Source organism: Chitinophaga eiseniae (genome assembly GCF_012641265.1).
GTDB lineage: Bacteria > Bacteroidota > Bacteroidia > Chitinophagales > Chitinophagaceae > Chitinophaga > Chitinophaga eiseniae_A.
Map to the genome: position 1 here is coordinate 357209 of NZ_JABAHZ010000004.1, position 24141 is coordinate 381349.

Genomic DNA, 24141 nt, shown 5'->3' on the forward strand with positions numbered 1-24141 from the left:
ATGACATTAAAAAAAGGGAAAATGAAAACTACATATCAACTCCTGATAGCCCTGGCGATGGTGGCAAGTATGGTGGGGTGTACAAAATATGAAAAGGATTTTAACCTGGATGAGTTGTCGGCCAAACAGGACCGGCTGAATACACAAATTCTGCAGCGGCTCGCGGATGCGCCCAATGGCTGGGTGATATACGTGCCTAACCCGGATACGGCTGTGCTGAGTGCTACGCCCATCATCCTGAGATTTGATACGGCCAGCCGTACCTATACTTCCAAGTCACCGTTCCCGGTATCCAATGCCGGCACGCCCACTTTGTTCGACGTGAGCAGTGCTACCGGCGCCCCTTTGCTGAGCTTTGCCAGTGGCAGCGTGTTCTCTGGCTGGAATGAATCGGGCGGCATCAGCGATTTCTTTTTTAAAGTATTGAACGTAGGCCAGGATACTATTGATATACAGCCCTATCGTAAAGGCCAGACTTACCAATCGGAAGGTGGTATCCCCATGAAGATGATCCGTTTGAAAGCGCCTATCACCTGGTTTGATAATCCTTTCAACCTGCGCTCGCTGCTGTTGTCGGGGGCATCGCCTTTCCAGAAGAGCAGTATCAACGTATTACAGTTGACCTATCAGAATGGATCGGCGCCCAGCGCCCTGAGCATGGCCTTCTTCGCCATGGGCCCGGATGACCTGGCCTTCCTGAACGCCTATGTACCGTTTAACCGCGATATGAAAATGTATCCTGCTGCGGTGGCGGTAAACGGTGATCCGGATTATTTCAGTTTGTATCACCTGGGTAATAACAGCTTTTTCTCGCATGTAGACAATGGATTTTCTCCCGGCTGGCTGTTTATCGACTTACCCCGGGCTATTATCAAAAAATTGAAAACCGATCACCTGATCGTGCGGGCAGTGAGTAATGATCGCGCTAAAGTAACGGTGTTTGCCGTAGATAAAAACGGGAATGAAGTGATTACAGGCTTGCTGGAAGCGAGACCGTAAGTTTTTCTCGCGAAGGCGCAAAGCAGGAAAGAAGCAAAGAAATTAAAAGAAAGAAGAGCCCGAATTTTAAGCCCGCAAAGCGGGGAGATTATGTAGTATTATTCTATGCTATATAATCTCCCCGCTTTGCGGGCTTAAAATTCGCTTCAATCTCTGCTGCTTTGCTTCTTTCCTGCTTTGCGCCTTCGCGAGGAAAACTACGCTTGGTCAGCCTTATTTTTAAATCTCTCTAAAAAGCATTGCTTCCTAACGATGAATTCTCTATTTTTATAAAGATTAGCTTAAACGATTAAGCATTTTGTTGCCCATATTGACAAACAGGTGTTCCCGTTATGGGCTATGTAACCAGGACCGGCGTATGAAAACGACCGACAGGGTAGCCATCTCAAAAAAGTATGCATATGAAGAAAGATAACAACCGGCGTTCTTTTCTGAAAAATATAGCCATTGCCTCTTTCGGCGTAACAGCCTTGCCTTCGGTAGCCGGAGCGGCCGATCTGCCTGTTGAGGAAGAGAAACGGGATAATAAGGCAGCGGAAACCCGTCGCAGGTTCAACGACGTTTATGCCGGGAAATACAATAACCGGGCGGCATTTCCTATAGGAGGCATCGGTGCCGGCATGTTTTGCCTGGAAGGTACCGGGGCTATCTCTCATTTATCGGTGCGTCATAATCCTGAAATGTTTCATGAACCGGCCATGTTTGCCGCTATTAGTTTGAAAAGTACGCCCGGACTGGCCCGGGTGCTGGAAGGCCCGGTACCCGACTGGAAAAAATTCGGACAGCGCGATGCAGGTCTTGGAGGTACCGGCGGCGCTACCTGGGGATTACCCCGGTTTAAAACAGCCACGCTGCAGACTCGCTTTCCTTTTGCACAGATTATACTCGCCGATCCGCAACTGCCGTTACAGGTAAGTATAAAAGGTTGGAGTCCTTTTATTCCCACAGATGAAGACCATGCCAGCATGCCCGTTGGGGGACTGGAATACCAGTTTACCAACAAAAGCCACCAGGCGGAAGAATATGTCTTCTCTTACAACGCCCGGAACTTTATGCGCCAGGGCGACGCTGGCAATGCGATAAAACCTTACACCAACGGGTTTATATTATCACAGGTCGCCATAGCAGACGCGCCGGAGAAGCAAGGGCATTTTGCCATCTACACCAACGAGCGCCATACTGTGGTGGATCATTGCTGGTTTCGTGGTAACTGGTTCGATCCACTCACCATGGTTTGGAACACGCTGAAAGATGGCAATACCCGCAACACGCCACCCGTGGCGCAGGATGCACCCGGAGCATCCCTGTTTGTACCTTTCCGCCTGCAACCCGGCGAACAGAAAACCATTCGCGTGATGATGGCCTGGTATGTACCGGATTCCAAATTGCGGATAGGCGACACAGTTAATGGCAAACCCGGAACACCACCGTATTATAAGCCATGGTACAGCAGCCGGTTCAATGGCATACAGGCGGTAGCTGATTACTGGGCACAGCATTACGATACCCTTCAACAAAACACCCAACGGTTTACCGATACTTTTTATAACAGCACTTTGCCACCGGAAGTATTGGAAGCGGTGGCGGCCAATCTTACCATCCTGAAATCGGCTACCGTCATGCGCCAGCACGATGGGCGATTCTGGTGCTGGGAAGGCTCCGGCGACAACTGGGGTAGCTGTCACGGTACCTGCACCCACGTATGGAATTATGCGCAGGCAGTGCCTCACTTGTTTCCCGCATTGGAAAGGAGTTTGCGCAATACAGAGTTCAACGAAAATCAAAATGCGGAAGGTCACCAGGGATTTCGCGCCAATCTGCCCATTTCTCCGCTGGTGCATAATTTTCACTCGGCAGCAGATGGACAGCTGGGGGGTATTATGAAAATATACCGCGACTGGCGCATCAGCGGCGACCACGACTGGCTGAAGAAAATGTATCCGCTGGTAAAAGTGAGCATGGACTACTGTATCCGCACGTGGGACCCCGAAGGGAAAGGACTGGTGGAAGAACCACATCATAATACCTATGACATTGAGTTCTGGGGCCCTACCAGCATGTGTACCAGTTTTTACCTGGGTGCATTGCAGGCCATCATGCACATGGGTACATTTCTGCAGCAGGATGTATCGGTTTACAGCAGCCTTTATCAGAAGGGGAAGCACGCATTGGAAACGACTTTATACAATGGTGAGTTTTTTGTACAACAAATTAAGTGGACCGGCTTAAAGGCGCCCGACCCGGTAAAGGCGCAGTCATTCAGTACACAATATGCGGAAGAAGCGCGGGTGTTGCTGAAAAAAGAAGGCCCCAAATACCAGTATGGCGCGGGCTGCCTGTCCGACGGAATACTGGGGGCCTGGATAGCCCGGGTATGCGGACTGGAAGAACCTGTTGATGCTGCCAAAACTAAAAGTCATTTGCTGGCGGTACACAAATACAACGGCAAGAAAGATCTGAGCACCCATGTAAACCCGCAACGCTCCACTTATGCGCTGGGAGCGGAAGGTGGCTTGTTGCTGTGTTCCTGGCCTAAAGGAGGCATGTTGTCGCTTCCCTTTGTATACAGTAATGAGGTGTGGACCGGTATCGAATACCAGGTGGCTTCTCACCTGATGTTTCATGGCGAAGTGGAAAAGGGATTGGAGATCGTACGAGCTTGCCGCCAGCGATACGACGGCGCCGTACGGAATCCTTTCAATGAGTATGAATGCGGGCATTGGTATGCGAGGGCCATGTCGAGCTACGGGTTATTACAGGGGCTGACAGGCGTGCGCTATGACGCCGTGGATCAGGCGTTGTATATCGATTCCCGGGTAGGAGATTTCACCAGCTTCATTTCCACGAATACCGGTTTTGGTACGGTGAGCTGGAAGAAGGGTGTTCCTTCGCTGAAGGTGGCATATGGTACTATACCTGCCACGCACGCGGTGGTGGCAGGTAAGAAAATGTCTTTGCAATTGGTATAACTATCCGCGCAGGGTTTGAATGTTGTTGATCAGTTGACCAATATGATCGATACTGATTTCAACGCGGTCGTGATCCTGCAGGGTGAAGTCGTTGCCGGGTACCAAGCAGGTGCCGGTCATCAGGTAACAGCCGGTAGGGAAAGCGCAGCCTTTAAAGAGAAAACGAACCAGCTCTTCATGACTGCGTTTCATTTGACTGATAGGTACATTGTCGTTGTATTGCAGCTGTTCCTGCCGGTAAATCGACATGCTGATGTTGGTGTTGGCCGGGATGGGCCGATCAGGGACCATCAGGCAGGGGCCCAGCCCGGCGCATTTTTCATATACTTTTGCCTGCGGCAGATACAGCGGATTTTCTCCTTCAATACTGCGGGAGCTCATGTCGTTACCAATCGTATAGCCTTCCACGGTACCCCCGCTGCTTACAAATAAAGTAAGCTCTGGCTCGGGTACATCCCAGGTAGAATCTTCCCGGATATATAAGGTTTGCTGATGCCCCGAAACGCGGTGGGGAGTGGCTTTAAAAAAGAGTTCCGGGCGTTCGGCCACATATACTTTATCATAAAAGGTGGCGCCACCGGATATTTCCGATTCTTCCATGCGGGCGGTGCGACTGCGATAGTAGGTAACACCGGCAGCCCATACTTCCTGTGATCCGATAGGCGCCTGCAAATCGTGTGCGAGCACCGTTGTCGCTGCATCCCTGGAAATGGGGGTACGGCCGTTGATATCCGCGAGCACGTGCTGGTATAATCCGGGTCTGTTTACATATTGATCCCAGGCGGCATTAATGGAATAGTATTGCTCCTGGTGCGCTACCAGGAGGAACTGGGAAGTTTTATAGATGTGGAGGATATTCATGTGTGTTTATTTGCTGGTGAGAAAATGTTGAACTTCTTCCAACGGCAGCTGCCACAGTTGTTGTGCCATTGCTTGTAATGCCTCCCGGCTCCCTTCGAAGTGCATGGTCACCTGTTTATAGGTCATGGCTTCGCCAGGTTTTAAGGCCCTGGCATCGGAAGAAGATTCCACTTCATAGAAAGGCCCCATTTGTGTGCCATCGGCCAGTGGACCATCATTGTAGCAGTTGACCGCGTCGCCTTTAAACGGTTCCTGTTGCAGTTCCCATTTAGCGTTGACATAACGTCCTTGTGGTACCACTTCATAAAATAGTACGGTGAGTGTATTGTTGGCAAGGTCAATACTGCCGGCGCCTTTTTTCGCTACAAGTGGGGAGAGCCCCAGTTTACCGCGTGATTTACCATCGGCGCGCAAGAGCAGCAGGCTGTCTTTTACCTGTAGGTTAGCGGGACCTATTTTCCCAAAATAGTTATCGGTGATATGTTTTTGCGCATTGGGGATATGCCTGAAGGGCGCTACCACAGCGGTTTGTTCCGATGGTTTGAACATGCCGAGCAGCCATATGCTCAGCAGGCCGTTTTGTTCCTGCCAGGCGCTATCGCTTTTGTTGGTGAGTATGTTAGTGGTTTCATAAGCCACGCTGTGCATGCCTGCCGGCAATGCAAACCCCAGTGTGGTATTGATGTCCTGGTTGTTGAGCAGGCGGATAGTGCGACTGATATGCAGGTTGAAATGGGTGCCGGAATAATTCTGCAGGGCGCCCTCTTGCTGGTAGGTGATGGCGGTATCGGATTGCGCGGTAACAGTATAGTGGGTGGTATCTATCAATCCTGGTGTTTGCCAGTTGGTAAAATCAAAGGGCTTTCCCGGTGGAAAGAAAAGGGCGTATTGTCCACCTTCTGGTCCCAGCCAGAAGCGTTCTTCGCCACCGAATGCGTTGATATGGGGCGCATATTTTCCGGAGGCTACCAGGTGATAGTTGATCCAGCCAAAGCTTTTACCGCTGTTGCTGCCGGTGGTGCTGGTCATTACACGGGCCTGGTAGTCGCCGGTTACTACTACACGGCCACTATCGCCGGCGTGTTTTAATACCACTACATTTTGGAGGTGTTGTTGCAGGAAGGCCACGTCTTCGTTGAAGTTGCCGGGAGTGGCAGCCTGTTGTGCTGTATTTTTTGCACCGCTGTTACAGGCGGCCAATCCTGCAGCGAGGCAACCGGAGAGGAGGATAGATTTCATATCGGTGGAATTAAGGTGAATGTTTATATCAGCGCCCTGTCGAGATGTACATAGCCACCATCCACGTGTATCAGTTGCCCGGTGGTATGGCTCGATTTCTCTGACAACAGGAACGCGGTGGTTTGTGCAATTTCTTCCGGGTGCGTCATGCGTTTACCGAAGGGTATGTTGGCCACGATGCTGGCCAGTTTGGCTTCTTTATCCGGGAAGGTGTTGATCCAGCTTTCGTATAGCGGTGTCCATGACTCTGCTACGATGATGGCATTGACGCGGATGCCGAAGGAGCGGAGCTCCACGGCCCATTCCCGGGTGAGCGCATTGCGGCCACCGTTGGCAGCGGCATAAGCGGAAGTGTTACCCTGGCCTGTTTCAGCGGTTTTGGAGCTGATGTTTACAATAGGGCCTTTGCTGGCAATCAGGAAGGGGAGTGCGTGATGCGCCATCAGGTAGTAGTGTACCAGGTTGCGGTGGAGGGATTGCATAAACCCTTCGTAGGATCCGGTTTTAAGCCCTACGCCATCGTTGATGCCGGCGTTGTTCACCAGTCCGTCGATCCTGCCGAATTGGGCGGCAACGGTGGCAATGGCCTGTTCGCAGGCGGTAGGGTTGGTAAGCTCCGCTACTACCTGTGCACCTTTCCCACCGGCTTGTTGAATATGTTGCAGGTGCGCCTGGTTATCGGCTTCACTGCGGCCAATGATAACGGGAATAGCACCTTCCTGCGCCAGTATGCTGGTGATGGCAGCGCCTATGCCCTTGGCGCCGCCGGTAACGAGGATGATTTTATCTTTCAGACCAAGATCCATAACTGATTATTATGTGTTTGAAAAATGCCCGTCTACCAGTCGCCAGATACGCAAAGGATTGCGGTCCTGTAATTCGGGTGGCAGCAGTGACGCGGGGAATCCCTGGAAACATACCGGCCGGCAGAAGCGGTAAATGGCGGTGGTACCTACAGAAGTGCCGGCAGCGGGCGTGGTGGCAGGCCAGGGGCCTCCATGTACCATGGCGTGATTAACGGCTACGCCTGTAGGAAAACCATTGATAATGATCCGGCCTGCCTTCTCCCGTAAGATATCTATCAGGGGGGCATGTGCAGTCAGCTCTGTTTCCGTACCGTGAATGGTAACGGTGAGCTGTCCTTCCAGCCGCTGCGCCAGCTGATATAGTTCTTCCATATTGGTGGCTTGTATATGCAGGGAAGAAGGCCCGAATACTTCGTGACAGAGCGCGGGATTTTCAAGCGCCTGGGTCACAGATACCTGTAACAGGCAGGGGCTTCCCTGGTGTGGGGTGGCAGGTGCTTTCCCCAGCACGAGCGCGCCTTGCCCGGTCAATTGTTCCACACCGCTGGTATAGGCTTCCAGTATGCCCGGCGTAAGCATATACCCGGCGGCGGCGGTGGTGATACCTTGTTGTAACGCCTGTACGAAGGTGCTGGCGCCGTCTTTAGCGGTGATGAACATACCGGGATTAGTGCAAAATTGCCCAACGCCCTGGGTCACGGATTGCAGGAATTGTTGCGCCAGTTCGGCTCCTTTTTCCTGTAAGATTCCCGGGAGAAAGAAAACAGGATTTACGCTGCCCATTTCCGCATACACCGGGATGGGTGTAGCTCTTCGTGTAGCCGTTTCATATAGTGCTTTGCCACCCCTGAAGGAGCCGGTAAATGCGATGGCCGACAGGAGGGGATGTGCGGCCAGGTATTGCCCCGTTTCATGGGAAGTGCCATGCAGCATGGAAAATACCCCTTCGGGCATTTGCGTGTGGAGAGCGGCCTTACGGATGGCGGTGGCTACCAGGTGAGAGGTATGCGGATGTGCGGGATGTGCTTTAAACACCACCGTACAACCGGCGGCCAGCGCAGCGGTAGTATCGCCGCCCGCTACCGAAAAGGCGAGTGGAAAATTGCTGGCGCCAAAGATGCCGATCACGCCAATGGGTATTTGCAGCTGGCGGATATCGGGTTGGGTGTTGATCCGGGCATTAACCCAGGAGCCTTCGGCAATGGTGTCGGCAAATAATTGCAGCTGCCCGGTGGTGCGGTCTCTTTCGCCCTGCAGCCGCGCTACCGGCAGCCCGCTTTCGGCAGCGGCCACCTGGATCAGCTCATCGCCCAAAGCCATGATTTCTGCTGCAATGGCTTGCAGGAAGGCAGCCCGCCGGGGGGCCGGCAGCTTTTTGTAATGCGGAAAGGCTTTGGCCGCAAGGGTGAGGGCGGCATCCATTTCGCCGGCGGTGGCTTCCCGGAATTCGGTGGGCAGCCATTGTTGCCGTACCGGGTCAAATGCCCGGAAGGTGTGGTCGCCTTCTCCGGAAAAACTGGTACCGATCAATTGTAATCCTGTTAACATATTTCTGCTCATCGTCCGGTAGTTTATGCGTATACGTTAGTTTACTTCCAAATCATTTTTTGCCGGTAATGCCGGAAAGGGGGCGTGTGGCTCGCGCTGGTACCAAAACACGACGCTGCTGATATCCGACTGCTGTGGCAGATACCGTCCGCCGCTGCGCCAGCCCAGGTCTTGTATGGTTACCTTCAGCTCTTTTTCGAAGCGGACAGGATCCATAATATGCCAGCGGTATAAGCCGAAGCGTTGCTGGGATTTATAGAGTCCATCGGGGCGGATCACCTGGTGCAGACCGGTGTACGGCGTATTGAATTCCTGGTAATGTCCTTTGTTATCGAAGTTATAGGAGCCACAGAAATAGTCTTCCGTACCGGTACCACAGATGGTAGGCGCCTGGCGGTCGCCATCCAGGAAGAATTTGATTTCTCCTTCTCCCCACCAGCCGTTGTTGTTAACGCCCCATGCGAGGTAGGTACCTACGTATTGGCCTTTTCCTTTCACGCCATCTATCATGGTAAACTCAGCGCCTTTTACCGGGTTGTTGCGACGGAATTGTGCATGGAAATAGCCTGCATCTTCCGGTACCTGGGTAAGGGTATAGTCTACCTGGTAGTAGAGGGTCATTCTTTCGGTGTTGATATTTTCCATGGTGATTTTGCACTTCTTGCGGAAGGGCATGGCCCAGTAGCAGTTGAAGGCACTACCCGGGTTTACGCATATGGCGAGGGAACTAAGCGGTGCATATTCTCCCCAGCCCATCCCAAAAAAATCACCTACAGGTACTTCTACCGAAGGAGTGGATTCATCGTCCCAGTAGATGCGGAGAATAGAATAGCGCCAGTTGCCGGTGGGCGTCATCCAGATATGCTGAATGGCGCCGGGGCCGCTCATTTCGGCCAGTGTAACTGTTTTGCCGGCTTCGATGTTGATGAAAGGATTTATCTTCCAGCCTTGTCCCAATTCCCTGGCGGCGTTTTTTGCGGTGCCCTGGTCTAATGGTGTCATGCCGCCTTTGCCGGGTTCGCCGGTCAGATTTTCCGGACTGATAGAACGGGTTTTAGCGTCAGATAAACGGAACAGGTTACCCATGTTCATATCCAGGCCATTAAAAGGTTGTTGTGCATAGATGGCCGCGCTGACACAGGTGGTAAGAATAAGCAGCAATAGTTTTTTCATTTTTACGTGGTATTAGATCACTGTGAATAATAAGCTTTAACGTTTAAGCGTGGGCATAACACTACACGGGTTCCTGCCTGGTGATGGGTTAGCGGCGTTTGCCACAGGATTTTCTGACCACCAGCGTGGTATCTATACAAATATGTTCTATGCCTTTATGCGGTTGATTGATTTGTTCCAGCAGTACCCGCACGGCGGCTTTACCCATTTCAGGGATAGGCTGTCGTACAAAGGTAATGGGACAGTAGAACAGGTCCAGTGCATCCGTTTCATCGAACGTGATGATGGCCAGTTCATCCGGGATACGGATACCCCGTTCATTGATATATTTCAACCCCTCTATGGCCAGGCTGTTGGTGGCAAAGAAGATGGCATCGGCGCGATGGCGGCTGTTGAGCAGCTGATCGATGGCCAGTTGCATATCTTCTTTGAGATGCGAGTAGCGGGCGGTTTTCAGCAGGCTACGGCTGGCGCTGAACCCATGCGCCTGCAAGGCCTCCTGGTAGCCGCGTTTGCGCTCACTGATATGATGCAGGGTCGTTTTATACGCGATCATACCTATCCGTTGCCTGCCTTTACGGATCAGGTGCTCCACCGCTTTTTTAGCCCCCTGGTAATTATCTACTGTAATGTGACTGGCCATTATCTCCGGGAAAAAACGGTCGATCAGTACAAAGGGAATATTTTGCGCCTGCAGTTGCCGGAGCTGATGCTCCGACCCTTCGGCAGGAGTGATGATCAACCCATCTACCTGGCGGTTCAGCAACACATTCACCAGGTCGTCCGACTTAGCGGAACTTTCATCAGAGCTGCCAAAAATAACGGTGTAGTTATTCCGCTTGGCTTCATCTTCAATGGTCCGGGCAATATTGCCGAAGAACGGGTTGGAAATATCTGCTACTATCAATCCTATGGTAAACGAGCGCCCACTCTTCAGGCTGCGGGCAATATGATTGGGCTGATAGTTCAGCTTCCGGGCAATTTCCCGGATCTTCTTCGCAATTTCTTCGCCTACCCGGGCTTCTTTTTCTTTGTTTGTCAGCACATAAGATACCAGGGCGGTAGATACGCCCGCTGCGGTAGCAATATCTTTTAGTGAGACCTTCTTCATGACTTAAAAATATGCTTAAACGTTTAAGGAAGCAAGTTTTTTGGAAAATTTTCTAACTTCCCGTTATAGCTACTTATATGGCCGCGACCGGCGGCCGCAAAAAAATCCAAACACCCTGTCCAATTCGTCCAAAACCATTTGTTATACAGGTATAACATTAAAACGTACAACAATGCAAGAGTTTATCCTGATTTTCAGACACGAAGACGGCCATAAGATTGCGTCTCCGGAACAGAACCAGATATGGATGAAACAAACCATGGATTGGATCGGCGGTATTGCCGCACAAAACAAATTCGTAGGCGGCAATGGCCTTCCTTTCGCAGATGCCCGGGTGGTACATGCCGATAAAACCGTAACCAACGGGCCTTTTGGCGAGATAAAAGAAACTATTGGCGGTTACATCATCGTAAAAGCTGGTTCAGTGGAAGAAGCGGCGGAGTTTGCAAAGGGCTGCCCCATTTTACAAGGCGACGGCAATACCGTGGAAGTACGGCAGATCGCTAAAGGTGATGGCGTACATTAAAAGAGGCATTGGTCCCGGTAGCATAGCTGCCGGGACTGTTTTATTTTTGTGTCATGGAACAACCCGCCTTAATACCACATTTATTCAGGACAGAATTCCGGAAGATCACGGCTGTACTCTGCAAGGCTTTCGGAATAGAAAACATCGCTGTTGCGGAAGATATTGCCGGCGAAACGTTTTTGTCTGCCCTGGAAGTATGGCCCTACAAGGGTATTCCGGAGAACCCGGTGGCCTGGTTGTACCTGGTGGCTAAGAATAAAACCAGGAATTATCTTTTACGTAACCAGCACTTTGCAGAAAAGATAGCCCCGCAGATGAAGGCGGTGGCAACAGAAAGCGAACAACTGGATATCAATCTCTCGGAAAAAAATATTACAGACAGCCAGCTACAGATGTTGTTTGCCATCTGTCACCCTGCTATACCGGTGGAAGCCCAGATAGGACTGGCTCTTCGCATCCTCTGCGGTTTCGGGATTCCTGAAATTGCCAATGCTTTTTTAACAAATAAAGAAGTCATTAATAAAAGATTGTTTCGGGCAAAAGAGAAGTTAAGAGAAGAAAAAATTCCCATCGAATTCCCGGCGCCGGCGGAAATCAATCAACGCCTCGATGCGGTGCTCACCACCCTGTACCTGCTGTTTAATGAAGGCTACTACTCGGAAAGCCAGGACGCTGTACTGCGGGAAGACCTTTGCCTGGAAGCGATGCGGCTCACCTATTTATTGATTGAGTACGAAGCTACCAACCAGCCGGAAGTCAATGCCCTGTTTGCTTTGATGTGTTTTCATGCTTCGCGGTTTGAAGCCCGTAAAAGCGATAATGGAGAAATTATACTGTACCACGACCAGGACGAAACCCGCTGGAACCAGGAATTAATAGGCCGTGGGGCATGGTTCCTGCACCAGGCTTCGGAAGGACAACGGCTTTCCCGCTATCACCTGGAAGCGGCGATAGCTTACTGGAGCACACAAAAAAATGATACGCCGGAAAAATGGGAACAGGTGTTGCAACTTTACAACCGCCTGCTCCAGGTAGCTTATTCTCCCATTGCTGCGCTCAATAGAACCTATGCGCTCGCTAAGGTACACGGCGCCGCCATTGCTATTACCGAAGCGGAGAAACTGAAGCTGGAAAATAATCACTTTTATTTTGCCTTACTGGGAGAGTTGTACAGTAGTATCGACCCCAACAAGGCCCGTGAACATTTTCAACGGGCTTACCAGCTGGCAATAACGGACACGGATAAACGGACCATGCAGCGGAAGATAGATGCATTATAAGCCGGTACATCCGCAAGAAACGGGTTGTGTACACCCCGTGCAAGCGTCACCTTTACCATAAAAACAGACGTTATGCATGTAGTCAGTGAACCGGCTATTCTTTACTTTGGAACACCGGTCGTATTAATCAGCACCCTCAATGAGGATGGATCGGCTAACCTCGCGCCCATGTCATCTGCTTTCTGGCTGGGACAGCAATGTGTATTGGGACTGGGGGCTTCGTCTAAAACTACCGAAAACCTGTTGCGCACCGGCCGTTGTGTGCTCAACCTGCCTTCGGTAAAGGAAGTGGCGGGCGTAAACCGCCTGGCACTCACCACCGGTAGTAACCCGGTTCCGGAACGGAAACAGCAAAGAGGCTACCGGTTTGAACCCCATAAATTCGAAACAGCAGGTTTTACACCATTGCCTGCCGATAAAGTGCCAGCGCCCCGTGTGGCGGAATGCCCTGTACACCTGGAAGCCACGGTGTCGGCAGTACATCCCCTGGGCGCTACACAAAGTATACGCATCTTCCACCTCGATATTATCCAGGTACATCTTCACCCCAGCATCCTGATGGATGGCCATCCTAACCGCGTAGATCCGGATAAATGGCGGCCACTGCTCATGAGCTTTCAGCAACTATATGGGTTAGGGGAGAGATTGGGAGAATCGGTGCTGGCACAAATTCCCGAGCAGCTGTACGCCGTTTCGAACCGGTAAAACTTTCTTAATTTCAATAGGACAAAATGTGATGGGTATGTTACAAAACAGGGTAGACCCATTCGGCCGCCTGGTTAAAACCAGTGCCCGCGGTGGCTGGATGGGCAACCGGGGCATATTGCATGATGAGCAGCAACATATTTGCCGGGCATATAAATCTACTGCCTGGATTACCTGCGTGTTGCAATTCAAAGACCGCAAAAGAACGGTGATGACGCCCGGTCGCTATACCGAATTATTTTTCCTGGATGAAGCTACCGCCTTCTCCGCAGGGCATCGTCCCTGCTTTGAATGCAGGCGTTCCGCTTACCAGCATTTTAAATCCTGCTGGCTGGCAGGTAATCCACAGTATGGATTTACAGCGGAAGTATCGATACAGGAAATAGATAAAATTTTACAACAGGAAAGGATCAGCCGGAAGAAGGAAAAAGTCACCCATGAAGATACTTTTGGACAACTGCCGGACGGCGCTTTTATCGCCATCAAGGAACAGCCCTGCCTGGTATTCCGGCAGACGGCTTATCCCTGGTCGCCTTTCGGCTATGGTACACCAATAGCCATCACCCCCAACGAAACAGTGACGGTGCTAACGCCGGCTTCCATCATCCGGGCTTTCAAGGCCGGGTATATTCCCGAAATAATACTTCCCGGTATTTAAACAGGTAGCTTTCTTATTTTTGCACTATGAAACATATAGATTGTGCGGGCCTGATTGTGGTGAAAAACCGTCGGCTATTGCTCGCCTATAGTAACAACAAAGGCGCCTGGTATTTGCCGGGAGGAAAGGTAGATCCGGGAGAAACAGCGGTAGCAGCCCTGCAACGGGAAATTAACGAAGAGCTGAATATCCATTTGCCGGGAGATAGCCTGCAATGGTACTACTTCATTAGTGCTCCGGCTTTTGGTGAAGATAACCTGGAAATGAGACAACATTGTTTTTTACATGAGCTGGAGCAAGAACCCATTCCTGCTGCTGAAATCGGTGCACTGCGTTACTTTACGCCTGCCAGCTATCAGATGGAAGCCCACCAGGTAGCGGGTGTACTGATCGCTTTTAAAAAACTACAGGAAGACGGATTGGTAGATTAATTCATGAATTTTGATACAACTGCATGATGTCACACCAACTACTACAGCGTTTTAACGACAGCATTGATCAATGGATCGCTTTCCTGGACCACTACTCCTGGCAACAATTGTTACAGTCGCCGGCGCCAGGGGCATGGTCATTGGGACAGCTATACATGCACCTGATCGAAGATACCACGTATCATGTCGAACAAATGAAAGCCGCTTTGCTGGCTACCGGGGACAGTGATAAAGAGATGCATCCCGATGCCAAAACTATTTTTGCACAAGAGGGATTCCCCGATGTGTTGATAGCAGGACCAGCTACTTACGACAGTGTAATGCAGCCGGTGAATAAAGCCGCCCTGCTACAGGGATTGGAGCAGGTAAAGTACGAAGTACAACAACTATTATCGGCTAGAGATATTATGCAGGCCAGGGGCAAAACCATGCACCCGGGATTACATTTCTTCAGCGCAGCAGAATGGTTACAGTTTACCACCATGCATATGCAACATCATCTGCGGCAGAAAGCACGAATAGATCGTCTAATTAATAAAAATAACCAGGAATGGGACAGGAAATAGAAAGGAAATTTTTAGTAAACGGCGCGCAATGGCAACGGGCGGAAAAGCCTGCTGGAGAACATTACAGGCAGGGATACCTCCTGCTGGACCCGGATAAAACCATCCGGGTGCGCCTCACACCCACCAAAGGTTTTCTGACCATCAAGGGAAAGTCAACCGGCGCTACCCGGGCAGAGTTTGAATATGAAATACCGATGGAAGAAGCCAGCACTTTGCTGGACCAGTTTGCGATCGCTGAGCTGTCGAAGATCAGGTATACCCTTACCTACAAGGATAAAGTTTGGGAGATAGATGAATTCCTGGGGGATAATGCCGGTTTACTGGTGGCAGAGATAGAACTGGAAAGTGAAGATGAATCTTTTGAACGACCAGAGTGGGTGTCGGAAGAAGTGACAACAGATGCCCGGTATTATAATGCGAATCTGACAACGATGCCTTATAACAAATGGTAGATTACATGGCAGTAGTATAAAATAAATGGGAGTAACGCAGAAAACGTTACTCCCATTTATTTTATAAGCGATATTAATATCCTGAATTCTGTATCAACACCGGTGCATTTCTATCTATTTCCGTTTGCGGAATAGGCCAGAAATCATACTGGGGCAAATACTTGGTTTTGATAGTAGGCTGCAGTGGATTAGGCACAAACCCATTCAGTTTCTGCGCGGCAATTCCCCATCTTCTCAGGTCGAAGTAGCGGAGTCCTTCCAGGGCAAATTCTACTCTTCTTTCATGCCGGATCTTAGCCCGCATCTGGGTTTGCGACAAGCCCGCCGGTAAGTCGGGCATATTGCTGCGGTTTCTCACCAGTTTAATAGCGGCATACACAGACGCGTCTGGACCGGCCACTTCATTCTGGGCTTCGGCATACATGAGCAATACGTCGGCAAAACGCAGCAATACAAAATCATTGTCATCAATGGTACCATAGTCGGGATCTACAAGGGTAGGATCCAGCCATTTCTTTACCGCATAGTAGCCGGTGGTCCAGCTGTCTTTACCCGGGGTGGCAATGGCTAAGGCGCCGGTAAATGGCCAGCCTTGCGCTTTGGTATCGCCAGGGAAAAAGAAGGTCTGGCGCATACGCGGATCACGGTGTTCATATGGCTTGCCGGGTACATACACTGCAGAGGAGGTGGTATCTTTGCCATCGGCGGCTTCATATTCGTCGATCAGATCCTGGGTGCCTTGCTCGCCCTTCCAGCGTTGCAGGTTCACAGAAATGGCCACATCCTGGTGCAGGATATTCGGACGCAGGTACTTCACAGAAAACAAGATCTCTTTACTGTTATTCTGATCAGGTTTGTAGAAGTTACCGGCATAGCTGGGGTTCAGCGAATATTTGTTGCCGGTAATGATTTGCTGCGCCAGCGCTGCTGCTGCAGCATAGTTTTTCTGGAAAAGCAATACGCGTACTTTATATCCCTGGGCAGTGCTCTTTACGGCATGTCCATTACCATAGGCATCATCAGGCAGGGCGGCAATAGCAGCATCGAGGTCGGTCAGCACCTGTTTCAGCACGGCATCACGATCTGATTTTGCCCGGCTGGATTTATAGTCGAGGCTAAACGGATCTTCCGTTACGATTACGGTATTGCCATAGAGCTGTGCCAGCCAGAAATAGTTGAATGCCCGCAGGAAATAAGCTTCTCCTTTGTATTGGGTAAGTTTATCACCACTGAGCACCTTGTCTACGTTGGCAAGGAAGCTATTCACAGATGCAATAGCCTGGTAACAGTTGGTATAATACGATAACACAAAATCGCCCGACTGTGGCGTAATACCCCCGGTCAGCGCATTAAGGCCTCCACCGTAGTTGTATTGTCCATAGGAATCATCAGTAAAGTTATCCCAGGCGAATACGCTATACTGGGAGGTGGCATATCCGCCACTGCTAGCGTATAAGGTATTGTATAAACCGGTGAGCGCTTTATCGGCATCATCGGGCGTTTTCCAGAACAGGGAGGAGGCGAGCTTATCCGGCGGCGTTACATCCAGCACGTTTTTACCACAGCCGCTGCCTATGATCATCGCTATTCCTACTAATATTAATAACTGCTGATATTTTTTCATAACTAATCATTTAACAGGAAGAAATTAAAACTGTACCATTGCGCCAAAGGTGTAGGTCTTTGTTTGCGGATAGGTAACATAGGTGCCACTGCTTACGCGCTCAGGGTCCAGTCCGGGAAACTTGCTGATGGTAAATACATTGTCGGCGGTGAAATATACGCGGAGCGATTTAATACCCACCTGTTTCAGCATAGGGGCAGGTAAGTTATAGCCCAGCTGCACATTCCTCAAACGCAGGAAAGATGCATCTTTCAGAAAATAGGTAGATGCATAATTCTGTACGGGTTGATAACCATCGGCTACATAAATCTTAGGCATCGTGTTGGTATGATTTGTTGGCGTCCAGCGGTCTCTCCACGCAGTGGTTGGTACAGAGCCCTGTCTGAAGGGTTCTATACCCCAGCCGTTCACATAAATTTTCTGTCCTTCGGATGCATACAGTTGAGCGCTCAGGTCAAAATTTTTCCAGGAAGCACCCAGGTTAATGGCATACTGAAAGGAAGGGTATTTCCCTTTGATGTAAGTGCGGTCTTTGTCATCAATCACACCATCGTTATTGATGTCCTTTATTTTCAAATCGCCGGGAGTAGGCGTGACAGGCTGTTTGGGTGATTTGGCAATTTCATCTGCACTCTGGAAAATGCCATCCCAGGTATACAGGTAAAATTCATCCAGCGAATGTCCTTCTTCCATGATGGTAGTACCGCTGATTTCTCTTTTACCAAATTTCTCCAGCGTGTTTTTATACGCCTGGAAATTACCGCCTACATACCAGGTGAAATTTTTCCCAATGCGGTCGTTATACTGTACGCTAAACTCCACGCCTTTATTTCTTACCGCGCCGTTGTTGATAACAGGTGGCTGTAATCCTAACCACAGCGGCACTTGTGAGGTGCGGAGGATATCAAAAGTGTATTTGTTGAACCAGTCGGCGGTAAAGTTGAGTTTATTATCCAGCGCAGTCAGGTTCAATCCCAAATCCAGTACCCGCGTGGTTTCCCAGGAAAGTCTTGGGTCAATGATCTGGCGGCCATTGAAGCCGGTGCCAATGCTGGTGCCAAATACATAAGGGGTATTGTCGAGGGTGGACTGATACGGGTAAGTTCCGATATTCTGGTTACCTAATTGCCCCCAGGAGGCCCTTAACTTCAGGTCATTGATCCATGATACGTCTTTCATAAAGGCTTCTGAAGAAATCCTCCAGGCGCCGGAGAAGGAATAAAATAAACCCCAGCGCGTGTTGGAAGGCAGCCTGGAAGTACCATCGTATCTTACGCTGGCGCCAAACAGGTATTTATCTGCATAGTCATAATTGGCGTTACCATAAAAGGAGCGGATACCCCATTGTCCGGAAGTACCGTTATTGGTCTGGCCATCTTTAGGACCGAAATCAAGTTCCCGTAAATCGTTGGTAGGAAACTGCGTACGGCTGCCGCCCAATGTATCTGCTTTATTCAGCTCCTGCTGATAACCGGCCAGTGCAGATAACTGGTGTTCTCCGAATTTCTTTTTATAGGTGAACTGTGAATAATACACAGTATAGAGATAACCCATATTGCCCACCGTAAGGCCGGGAGTACCGTCATCGAGTAATCCGGCGGGACTCATGTCGCTGAAGTAATAAGTAGGAATAGTAGGGCGGAAGTCGTTGAATTTGTAGTTGTCGTAGTTCATACCAGCCCTGTTTTCCCATCTCAATCCGTCTACGATATCTACATCGAGCGACAGGTTGCCCTGTGCGTAGTAGTCGGTGGTTCTTACGCGGATATCTTCCTGTACAATGGCCACGGGGTTTTTGTTGCCCAGCTCATTGGAATAGGCTTTTTTGATCCACTTGCCATCTACAGAAGCGGGATACAACGGTGACTGTGCCAGTGCAGACAGGAACATATCGCCTGCCCCATTTTCGGGATATTTTCTGTCGGCATAGCGCATTTGTACATTGGCGCCTACGGTAATCCTTTTATTCACCTTGGAGCTCAGGCCTAAGTCGAGCGTATATTTTTTATAGTCGAAGCCAATCAATACACCCGGCTGCGTGCTGATGCCCACGCCCAGGCTATAGCTGGTATTGTCTTTACCGCCGCTCATGTTCAGGTAGTGGTTCTGGGTATAGGCGGTTTGGAAAATATCATCCAACCAGTTGTGGTTAGGATATTTAACGCGGTCAGTAGCATTTTGGTAGAGATCGATTTGCTGCTGGGTATAGAGTGGCGCCAGGCCGGAATTGGTCCGGGCTTCATTCGACAACTGCATGTATTCTGCTGAGTTGGTAATGATATCTGGCAGTTTGGCGGCTTTGGAAATACCGAGGTTGTAGTTGTAGCTCAATGAAAAACCTCCTTTACCTTTCTTCGTCTTCACCACGATAACGCCGTTGGCGCCGCGTGATCCGTAGATAGCAGCAGATGCTGCATCTTTTAACACTGATACCGATTCAATGTCGTTGGGATTTAAGATACTCATGTTGCCGGGCAGTCCGTCGATGATGACTAATGGATCGTTGCCGGCGCCACTGAAGGTGCTCACACCGCGGATCCGCAGTTGCACGTTTTCATTGCCTGGTTCTCCCGATCCCTGTGTTACCTGTAAGCCTGGCAGCTGGCCTTGCAGGAGGGAGGCGGGATTGGTGGCCACGCGTTTGTTGAGGTCGGCCCCTGATATCGTTGCTACGGCGCTGGTGAGCTTATGTTTTTCCTGGGTGCCGTAACCCACTACCACTACTTCATTCAACCCGGCCACATCTTCTCTCAGCGTGATGGTGAGCTGGCGCTGATCGCCTACTACTACTTCCTGGCGGAGAAAGCCGATGGCGGAAATAACGAGGATCGCATTATCGGGTACTTCCAGCGAAAACAATCCTTCGGGAGAGGTGAGGGCGCCCTGCGTAGTGCCTTTGATCTGTACGGTAATATTGGGCAGGGGATTTCCTTTTTCATCTACCACTTTCCCGCTGATTTTCTTGCTGCGGATTTGTTCTGCGGCGTTTTTTAGCACCACCATATTGTTTTCCAGGATGCTGTAATGCAGTCCCGTTTGATGGGTGATTTCATCCAGCACAGTTTTGATGTCAGCTTTTTCCATGGTAAGGGTCAGCTTTGGCAGTTTTTCTACATCGCTGTTGCTATAATAGAAAGTGTAGCCCGATTTTTTTTCGAGATAACGGAATACTTTTTCTGCATCTGCTTTTACAAAGGAGAGCGACAGGTTGTTTTGTGAATATCCGGCTGCCGAAGCCTGGAAGAATAAGAAGAGTAGAACACCAGTAAACTTGAACATGAGTAGCAATTTACTTCCATTACATGGCACTACAAACGAAATTAGTTTGGTTGCTATTTTCATAACCTGTAGAATTCTTATGAATACTTTTAAAAATGTGGAATATGGAATAAAACACCGGGAAATTCCGGGCATAGCTTTCCCACTAGGGAGGTCGCTCCCCAATCATGATAACGTGCATCATAGCTGGATTTTAGTTAATTGTTATGATATCGTCCTGGATGGAATATTTGAATGGTTGAATATCCTGTAAGATGTTTAATAGTTTTTCTACTGATACATTGTCGGCGCGGCCGGAAAACCGCAGGCCGGCCAGCTCCGGATCCCGGATAATGATTTTAACGCCATACCAGCGTTCCAGCCGGAGTGCCAGGCTTTGCAATGTTTCATTACGGAATATCAGCTGGTTATTGATCCAGGCTGTTTCCAGTACATGCGTACTGTCGGTCATCGAAATAGGCGACAATGGTTGGCGTTCCACTGCCACGTTGCTGGTTTGTTCCCGGGCTACGCCGGTACTTCTCCCGGAAGGCGCAGCACTTGTACGCACTATTACTTTTTCGTTGGGAGCTACTTTGAGCCGCTGTTGCCCCTCTTTTAAGATCACTTCCACTGCGCCGGATATCACCGCCGTTTCTTCAAAATCTTCTTCTTTATAAGAACGTACATTGAAAGAAGTACCCAGCACCCGGATGTCCATGGTAGCGGCATGGATAATAAAAGGCCGGTTGGCCGCATGTTTAATATCAAAAAATCCTTCCCCGCTCAGGTATACCTCCCGCTGATGCTTATCCATTTTAACGGGATAACGCAGCGTACTGCCAGCATTGAGCCAGATGGTGCTGCCATCCGGTAAGCGGATCTTTGTTCGCATCCCGGCATCGGTACTCACTATTTTATATCCATTCTGTTTGCCGCCATAGAGGTAACCCCATAGGGCGCCAGCACAGCCTAGCACAAATAAAAATCCCACCAGCATTTTAAGTACCGGCCATTTGCGGCGTGGCGGCGCGGCTGCCGGAGGTTCCGCAGTAATGGCCTGCGTTACTTTATCCATCAGGCGCGCGGTAGCTTCGTCCTCGTTCTCCGCAGATGTTCTGCTGAACGAAAGCTGGTTTAGCATCCCCGACCGAAGCCAGTCGCCCGGATGCTGTAATAACAACTCATCCAGTTCTGCCTTTTCCTCATCAGAAATCTCATTGTTCCAATGCAAGGACAGTAACTCCCATAGCCGTTTGGTCATTTATTTAAAATATAATGATTCATGGATATGCTATAAAGACAACACCCAAACAAAAAACAATTAAGTGAAACGAAAAAAAATTTCAGGAGTAGGAGTAGAGAAGGGTAGTACCCAGGGATAGCCACATTTTTTTCAGGGCCAGGGTCATCTGTACATTTACCGTTGCTTTGGAGATATCGAGCAACGTAGCTACTTCTTCATAGGAGAGCCCTTCTTCTTTTACGAGCACAAATATCTGCCGGCAACGGGGCGGCAACGACCGGATGGCAGCCTGTATAAGATCCAGGTGCTCCTTGCTGATCATAATATCTTCCGGGTTGCGATGGTGGTGGCGGTTGACCTGTATTTCCCAGGCAGCGTGATGAGCCTCGCGGCGCCCCTGGCTTTTCAGGTAATTCAATGCTGTATTTTTGACGGCTTTAAACAGGTAATAACGAACGTTCTGCGGGCAGGCTACCTGTTGCCGTTGTTCCCATACTTTAATAAATACATCAGCTACAATCTCTTCAGCTTCTTCCTCATTACCCACAATATTATACGCGAAATACTTTAATGAAGGCGTAAATGCCCTCATCATTTCCTTAAACGCGGAAAGATCCCCCATGACCCAAAAGGATGTGTAAAGTTGGTCGACTTTGATCATAACAATGTATAAACTAAAGTAACATTTCTTTTAATGCACGCAGTATGTTGAATTACCCATATATAATAGTATATTACCTGAAATGGACATTCCTCGCGGAGGCATTACTATATTTAAGTAAACATTAATGTAATTATTAAATATTTCCCATTAGATTCAGGGAATAATTATACCGCATGAAATTTTCATCCCTTAAAGGCATAATTGCCTCTCTTGTTTGTCTGGGATTTATGACAGCAGCTCACGCGCAGCTATCTGATAGAGTCAGTACCCTCTCCAGGCTGGAGCCGGCACTCACACAAATGCTGGCAGAAACCCATACCGCCGGATTCGCCGTTGCTGTTGTAGAAAAGAATAAAGTGGTATATGCCAAAGGGTTCGGTTATCGCGACCAGGCAGCCAGGCTGCCCGTTACCCCTGATACCCGCTTCGCCATCGGCTCCTGTACCAAGTCCTTTACCAGCGCACTGCTGGGCAATCTGCGGCAGCAGGGAAAAGTAGATTTCGATAAACCGGCCACTACTTACCTGCCAGCACTGCATTTCAATAACCCCGACCTCGACCACCAGGTAACACTGAGGGATATGATGTGCCACCGTACCGGCTATTCGCGCTACGATATGGCCTGGTACCTGTTTGGCACCGACTCCCGGGATACCCTCCTGAAACGGATGTATTATATGAAGCCCGATTTTCCCCTGCGCGCCCGCTGGCAATACAATAACTTCATGTTTATGGTGCAGGGAATGGTAACAGAGCAGCTCACCGGCAAATCATGGGAACAAAATATCAACAGCCAGATTTTTGAGCCCCTGGGCATGCAGGCATCGTCTATCGGCACGGTAGCATTGGCCGCCGCCCCGGAACATTCGCTGGGATATGAAGTAGATGATAAAAATAGGATCAAGGAAATGAAATATCACCCCATTACCGCTATGGGCCCGGCAGGCGCCATCAACAGCACAGTGATGGATATGTCGAAATGGTTAATCACCTGGATCAATGGAGGCACCTACAACAAAAAAGAAATTATCCCGGCCAGCTATGTAAAAGATGCAATTTCCTCTCAAGCGGTCGTGTCGGGCGACTTGCCGGATAGCAAATCCACTTATTCCCAGTTCCTCAACTACGGCTTTGCCTGGATGCTGTTTTCTTACCGCGGGCATTACCGCGTGGAACATGGTGGCAACGTAGATGGGTTCACCGCGCTGATGGCTTTTTACCCTACCGACAGCATCGGCATCGTAGTGCTCAGCAACCAGCAGAATTCTGCCGTGCCTACCCGGGTAACAGACCTGGTTTCTGATCACCTGATGGGTATCAATACCACGAAGAGAGAGAAGCCAACACCTAAGCAGGACGGTGATCCGGGGCCGGAGAAAGACTCCGCGTTTACCCCGCACCCGGCTTCCCATTCTTTGGCTGCCTTTGCAGGACAGTATAAGAACGATGCCTATGGCTATTTCGACCTTTATGTAAAAAATGATTCCTTATATGCCAGGTTCCCCTATATCACCTGGTACCTGTACCACGAAAACTATGATATCTTTTCACCGTTCAATGCGGCCGACTCTGTGATCGATGTGAAATACAAATCCAATATGCGGGTACAGTTTCTCCTGGCTACCACCGGCGAAGTAGACCAGCTGCAGTTTTCCTTTGATCCCGCTGGTGGACCGGTTATCTTCAACCGGGTAAGCCAAACGCTAAACCTGTCGCCAGATGCTCTTAGGAAATTTACCGGCCAGTATAAAAGTGGAGGCTTGTCTATCAACATTAAACTCGCTGCCAATAATGTGTTGCAAGTGTATACCCCCGGACAGCCAATATTCACGCTGGAAGCGGAAGACAGCCACCTTTTCCGGGTAAAGGAACTAAAGAATTATAAATTGAATTTTGTGGAAGAAGGCGACCAGGTGACGGCTGTAAAATTAACGCAACCAAACGGCACATTCCGCGCGGACCGCGTAAAAGAAGAAAAGTGAAAATTCGGCTAAAGTTTAGCAGGGAATAATTATTTTTGAAAGA

The 24141-nt window shown here is 49.7% G+C and carries 20 protein-coding genes; 10 read left to right on the top strand and 10 right to left on the bottom strand.

What is annotated here, in order from left to right; all coding sequences use genetic code 11:
* Window positions 1-21: 21 nt before the first annotated feature.
* Together HGH91_RS18505 and HGH91_RS18510 are read left to right on the top strand one after the other, a co-directional pair.
* Entirely contained in the window at window positions 22-999 is a 978-nt protein-coding gene (locus HGH91_RS18505; protein WP_168740289.1) for a DUF4302 domain-containing protein, read from the top strand.
* A 401-nt stretch (window positions 1000-1400) separates the two neighbouring features.
* A complete protein-coding gene (locus HGH91_RS18510; RefSeq protein ID WP_168740290.1) occupies window positions 1401-3968 on the top strand; it encodes a GH116 family glycosyl hydrolase in 2568 nt (855 codons plus the stop codon).
* Here HGH91_RS18510 and HGH91_RS18515 read toward each other — a convergent pair whose 3' ends face one another.
* The 6 genes from HGH91_RS18515 to HGH91_RS18540 all read right to left on the bottom strand — a co-directional run bounded on the left by HGH91_RS18515 (window position 3969) and on the right by HGH91_RS18540 (window position 10706).
* A complete protein-coding gene (locus HGH91_RS18515) occupies window positions 3969-4829 on the bottom strand; it encodes a fumarylacetoacetate hydrolase family protein (protein ID WP_168740291.1) in 861 nt (286 codons plus the stop codon).
* A 6-nt stretch (window positions 4830-4835) separates the two neighbouring features.
* The gene (locus HGH91_RS18520; RefSeq protein ID WP_168740292.1) at window positions 4836-6068 is read right to left on the bottom strand and encodes a DUF6786 family protein; all 1233 of its coding nucleotides are present in this window, start codon (window positions 6066-6068) and stop codon (window positions 4836-4838) included.
* Between the two features lie 23 nt (window positions 6069-6091).
* Window positions 6092-6874, bottom strand: coding sequence for an SDR family oxidoreductase (locus HGH91_RS18525; RefSeq protein ID WP_168740293.1), 783 nt, complete (start codon window positions 6872-6874; stop codon window positions 6092-6094).
* 9 nt (window positions 6875-6883) lie between these two features.
* A complete protein-coding gene (locus HGH91_RS18530; protein ID WP_168740294.1) occupies window positions 6884-8434 on the bottom strand; it encodes an aldehyde dehydrogenase (NADP(+)) in 1551 nt (516 codons plus the stop codon).
* Between the two features lie 24 nt (window positions 8435-8458).
* Complete coding sequence (locus HGH91_RS18535; protein ID WP_168740295.1) at window positions 8459-9595, bottom strand: glycoside hydrolase family 172 protein; 1137 nt, start codon at window positions 9593-9595, stop codon at window positions 8459-8461.
* An 88-nt stretch (window positions 9596-9683) separates the two neighbouring features.
* Entirely contained in the window at window positions 9684-10706 is a 1023-nt protein-coding gene (locus tag HGH91_RS18540) for a LacI family DNA-binding transcriptional regulator (RefSeq protein ID WP_168740296.1), read from the bottom strand.
* Between the two features lie 172 nt (window positions 10707-10878).
* Between HGH91_RS18540 and HGH91_RS18545 the strand changes: the two genes are divergently transcribed.
* From HGH91_RS18545 to HGH91_RS18575, 7 genes are all read left to right on the top strand, one after another.
* The gene (locus tag HGH91_RS18545; RefSeq protein ID WP_168740297.1) at window positions 10879-11232 is read left to right on the top strand and encodes a YciI family protein; all 354 of its coding nucleotides are present in this window, start codon (window positions 10879-10881) and stop codon (window positions 11230-11232) included.
* A gap of 53 nt (window positions 11233-11285) precedes the next feature.
* A complete protein-coding gene (locus tag HGH91_RS18550) occupies window positions 11286-12512 on the top strand; it encodes an RNA polymerase sigma factor (protein ID WP_168740298.1) in 1227 nt (408 codons plus the stop codon).
* 72 nt (window positions 12513-12584) lie between these two features.
* Window positions 12585-13217, top strand: coding sequence for a flavin reductase family protein (locus tag HGH91_RS18555; protein WP_168740299.1), 633 nt, complete (start codon window positions 12585-12587; stop codon window positions 13215-13217).
* Between the two features lie 37 nt (window positions 13218-13254).
* Entirely contained in the window at window positions 13255-13875 is a 621-nt protein-coding gene (locus tag HGH91_RS18560) for a hypothetical protein (RefSeq protein WP_168740300.1), read from the top strand.
* Between the two features lie 26 nt (window positions 13876-13901).
* Window positions 13902-14306 carry an NUDIX hydrolase gene (locus HGH91_RS18565; protein WP_168740301.1) on the top strand — a complete coding sequence of 135 codons (405 nt, stop codon included), beginning with the start codon at window positions 13902-13904 and terminating at the stop codon, window positions 14304-14306.
* Window positions 14307-14332: 26 nt separating this feature from the next.
* Window positions 14333-14872: a DinB family protein gene (locus HGH91_RS18570; protein ID WP_168740302.1), complete on the top strand. Its 540-nt coding sequence runs from the start codon at window positions 14333-14335 to the stop codon at window positions 14870-14872.
* Window positions 14857-15324 (top strand): CYTH domain-containing protein, encoded by a 468-nt coding sequence (locus tag HGH91_RS18575; protein ID WP_168740303.1) that lies wholly within the window; start codon window positions 14857-14859, stop codon window positions 15322-15324. The genes HGH91_RS18570 and HGH91_RS18575 overlap by 16 nt, the downstream gene beginning before the upstream one ends.
* Before the next feature lie 73 nt (window positions 15325-15397).
* On the opposite strand, the gene HGH91_RS18580 is transcribed toward HGH91_RS18575, so the two are convergent.
* The 4 genes from HGH91_RS18580 to HGH91_RS18595 all read right to left on the bottom strand — a co-directional run bounded on the left by HGH91_RS18580 (window position 15398) and on the right by HGH91_RS18595 (window position 22113).
* Window positions 15398-16948 carry a RagB/SusD family nutrient uptake outer membrane protein gene (locus tag HGH91_RS18580; protein ID WP_168740304.1) on the bottom strand — a complete coding sequence of 517 codons (1551 nt, stop codon included), beginning with the start codon at window positions 16946-16948 and terminating at the stop codon, window positions 15398-15400.
* 24 nt (window positions 16949-16972) lie between these two features.
* Window positions 16973-20227 (bottom strand): TonB-dependent receptor, encoded by a 3255-nt coding sequence (locus tag HGH91_RS18585; protein WP_168740305.1) that lies wholly within the window; start codon window positions 20225-20227, stop codon window positions 16973-16975.
* 193 nt (window positions 20228-20420) lie between these two features.
* Complete coding sequence (locus HGH91_RS18590) at window positions 20421-21470, bottom strand: FecR family protein (protein WP_168740306.1); 1050 nt, start codon at window positions 21468-21470, stop codon at window positions 20421-20423.
* An 82-nt stretch (window positions 21471-21552) separates the two neighbouring features.
* The gene (locus HGH91_RS18595) at window positions 21553-22113 is read right to left on the bottom strand and encodes an RNA polymerase sigma-70 factor (protein ID WP_168740307.1); all 561 of its coding nucleotides are present in this window, start codon (window positions 22111-22113) and stop codon (window positions 21553-21555) included.
* Between the two features lie 176 nt (window positions 22114-22289).
* Between HGH91_RS18595 and HGH91_RS18600 the strand changes: the two genes are divergently transcribed.
* Entirely contained in the window at window positions 22290-24098 is a 1809-nt protein-coding gene (locus HGH91_RS18600; RefSeq protein WP_168740308.1) for a serine hydrolase, read from the top strand.
* Window positions 24099-24141: the final 43 nt, after the last annotated feature.

Bases quoted from the DNA above. Each gene is read 5' to 3' on its own strand.
- HGH91_RS18505 (WP_168740289.1), top strand. From the start codon at position 22: ATGAAAACTACATATCAACTCCTGATAGCCCTGGCGATGGTGGCAAGT.
- HGH91_RS18510 (WP_168740290.1), top strand. From the start codon at position 1,401: ATGAAGAAAGATAACAACCGGCGTTCTTTTCTGAAAAATATAGCCATT.
- HGH91_RS18515 (WP_168740291.1), bottom strand. From the start codon at position 4,829: ATGAATATCCTCCACATCTATAAAACTTCCCAGTTCCTCCTGGTAGCG.
- HGH91_RS18520 (WP_168740292.1), bottom strand. From the start codon at position 6,068: ATGAAATCTATCCTCCTCTCCGGTTGCCTCGCTGCAGGATTGGCCGCC.
- HGH91_RS18525 (WP_168740293.1), bottom strand. From the start codon at position 6,874: ATGGATCTTGGTCTGAAAGATAAAATCATCCTCGTTACCGGCGGCGCC.
- HGH91_RS18530 (WP_168740294.1), bottom strand. From the start codon at position 8,434: ATGAGCAGAAATATGTTAACAGGATTACAATTGATCGGTACCAGTTTT.
- HGH91_RS18535 (WP_168740295.1), bottom strand. From the start codon at position 9,595: ATGAAAAAACTATTGCTGCTTATTCTTACCACCTGTGTCAGCGCGGCC.
- HGH91_RS18540 (WP_168740296.1), bottom strand. From the start codon at position 10,706: ATGAAGAAGGTCTCACTAAAAGATATTGCTACCGCAGCGGGCGTATCT.
- HGH91_RS18545 (WP_168740297.1), top strand. From the start codon at position 10,879: ATGCAAGAGTTTATCCTGATTTTCAGACACGAAGACGGCCATAAGATT.
- HGH91_RS18550 (WP_168740298.1), top strand. From the start codon at position 11,286: ATGGAACAACCCGCCTTAATACCACATTTATTCAGGACAGAATTCCGG.
- HGH91_RS18555 (WP_168740299.1), top strand. From the start codon at position 12,585: ATGCATGTAGTCAGTGAACCGGCTATTCTTTACTTTGGAACACCGGTC.
- HGH91_RS18560 (WP_168740300.1), top strand. From the start codon at position 13,255: ATGTTACAAAACAGGGTAGACCCATTCGGCCGCCTGGTTAAAACCAGT.
- HGH91_RS18565 (WP_168740301.1), top strand. From the start codon at position 13,902: ATGAAACATATAGATTGTGCGGGCCTGATTGTGGTGAAAAACCGTCGG.
- HGH91_RS18570 (WP_168740302.1), top strand. From the start codon at position 14,333: ATGTCACACCAACTACTACAGCGTTTTAACGACAGCATTGATCAATGG.
- HGH91_RS18575 (WP_168740303.1), top strand. From the start codon at position 14,857: ATGGGACAGGAAATAGAAAGGAAATTTTTAGTAAACGGCGCGCAATGG.
- HGH91_RS18580 (WP_168740304.1), bottom strand. From the start codon at position 16,948: ATGAAAAAATATCAGCAGTTATTAATATTAGTAGGAATAGCGATGATC.
- HGH91_RS18585 (WP_168740305.1), bottom strand. From the start codon at position 20,227: ATGTTCAAGTTTACTGGTGTTCTACTCTTCTTATTCTTCCAGGCTTCG.
- HGH91_RS18590 (WP_168740306.1), bottom strand. From the start codon at position 21,470: ATGACCAAACGGCTATGGGAGTTACTGTCCTTGCATTGGAACAATGAG.
- HGH91_RS18595 (WP_168740307.1), bottom strand. From the start codon at position 22,113: ATGATCAAAGTCGACCAACTTTACACATCCTTTTGGGTCATGGGGGAT.
- HGH91_RS18600 (WP_168740308.1), top strand. From the start codon at position 22,290: ATGAAATTTTCATCCCTTAAAGGCATAATTGCCTCTCTTGTTTGTCTG.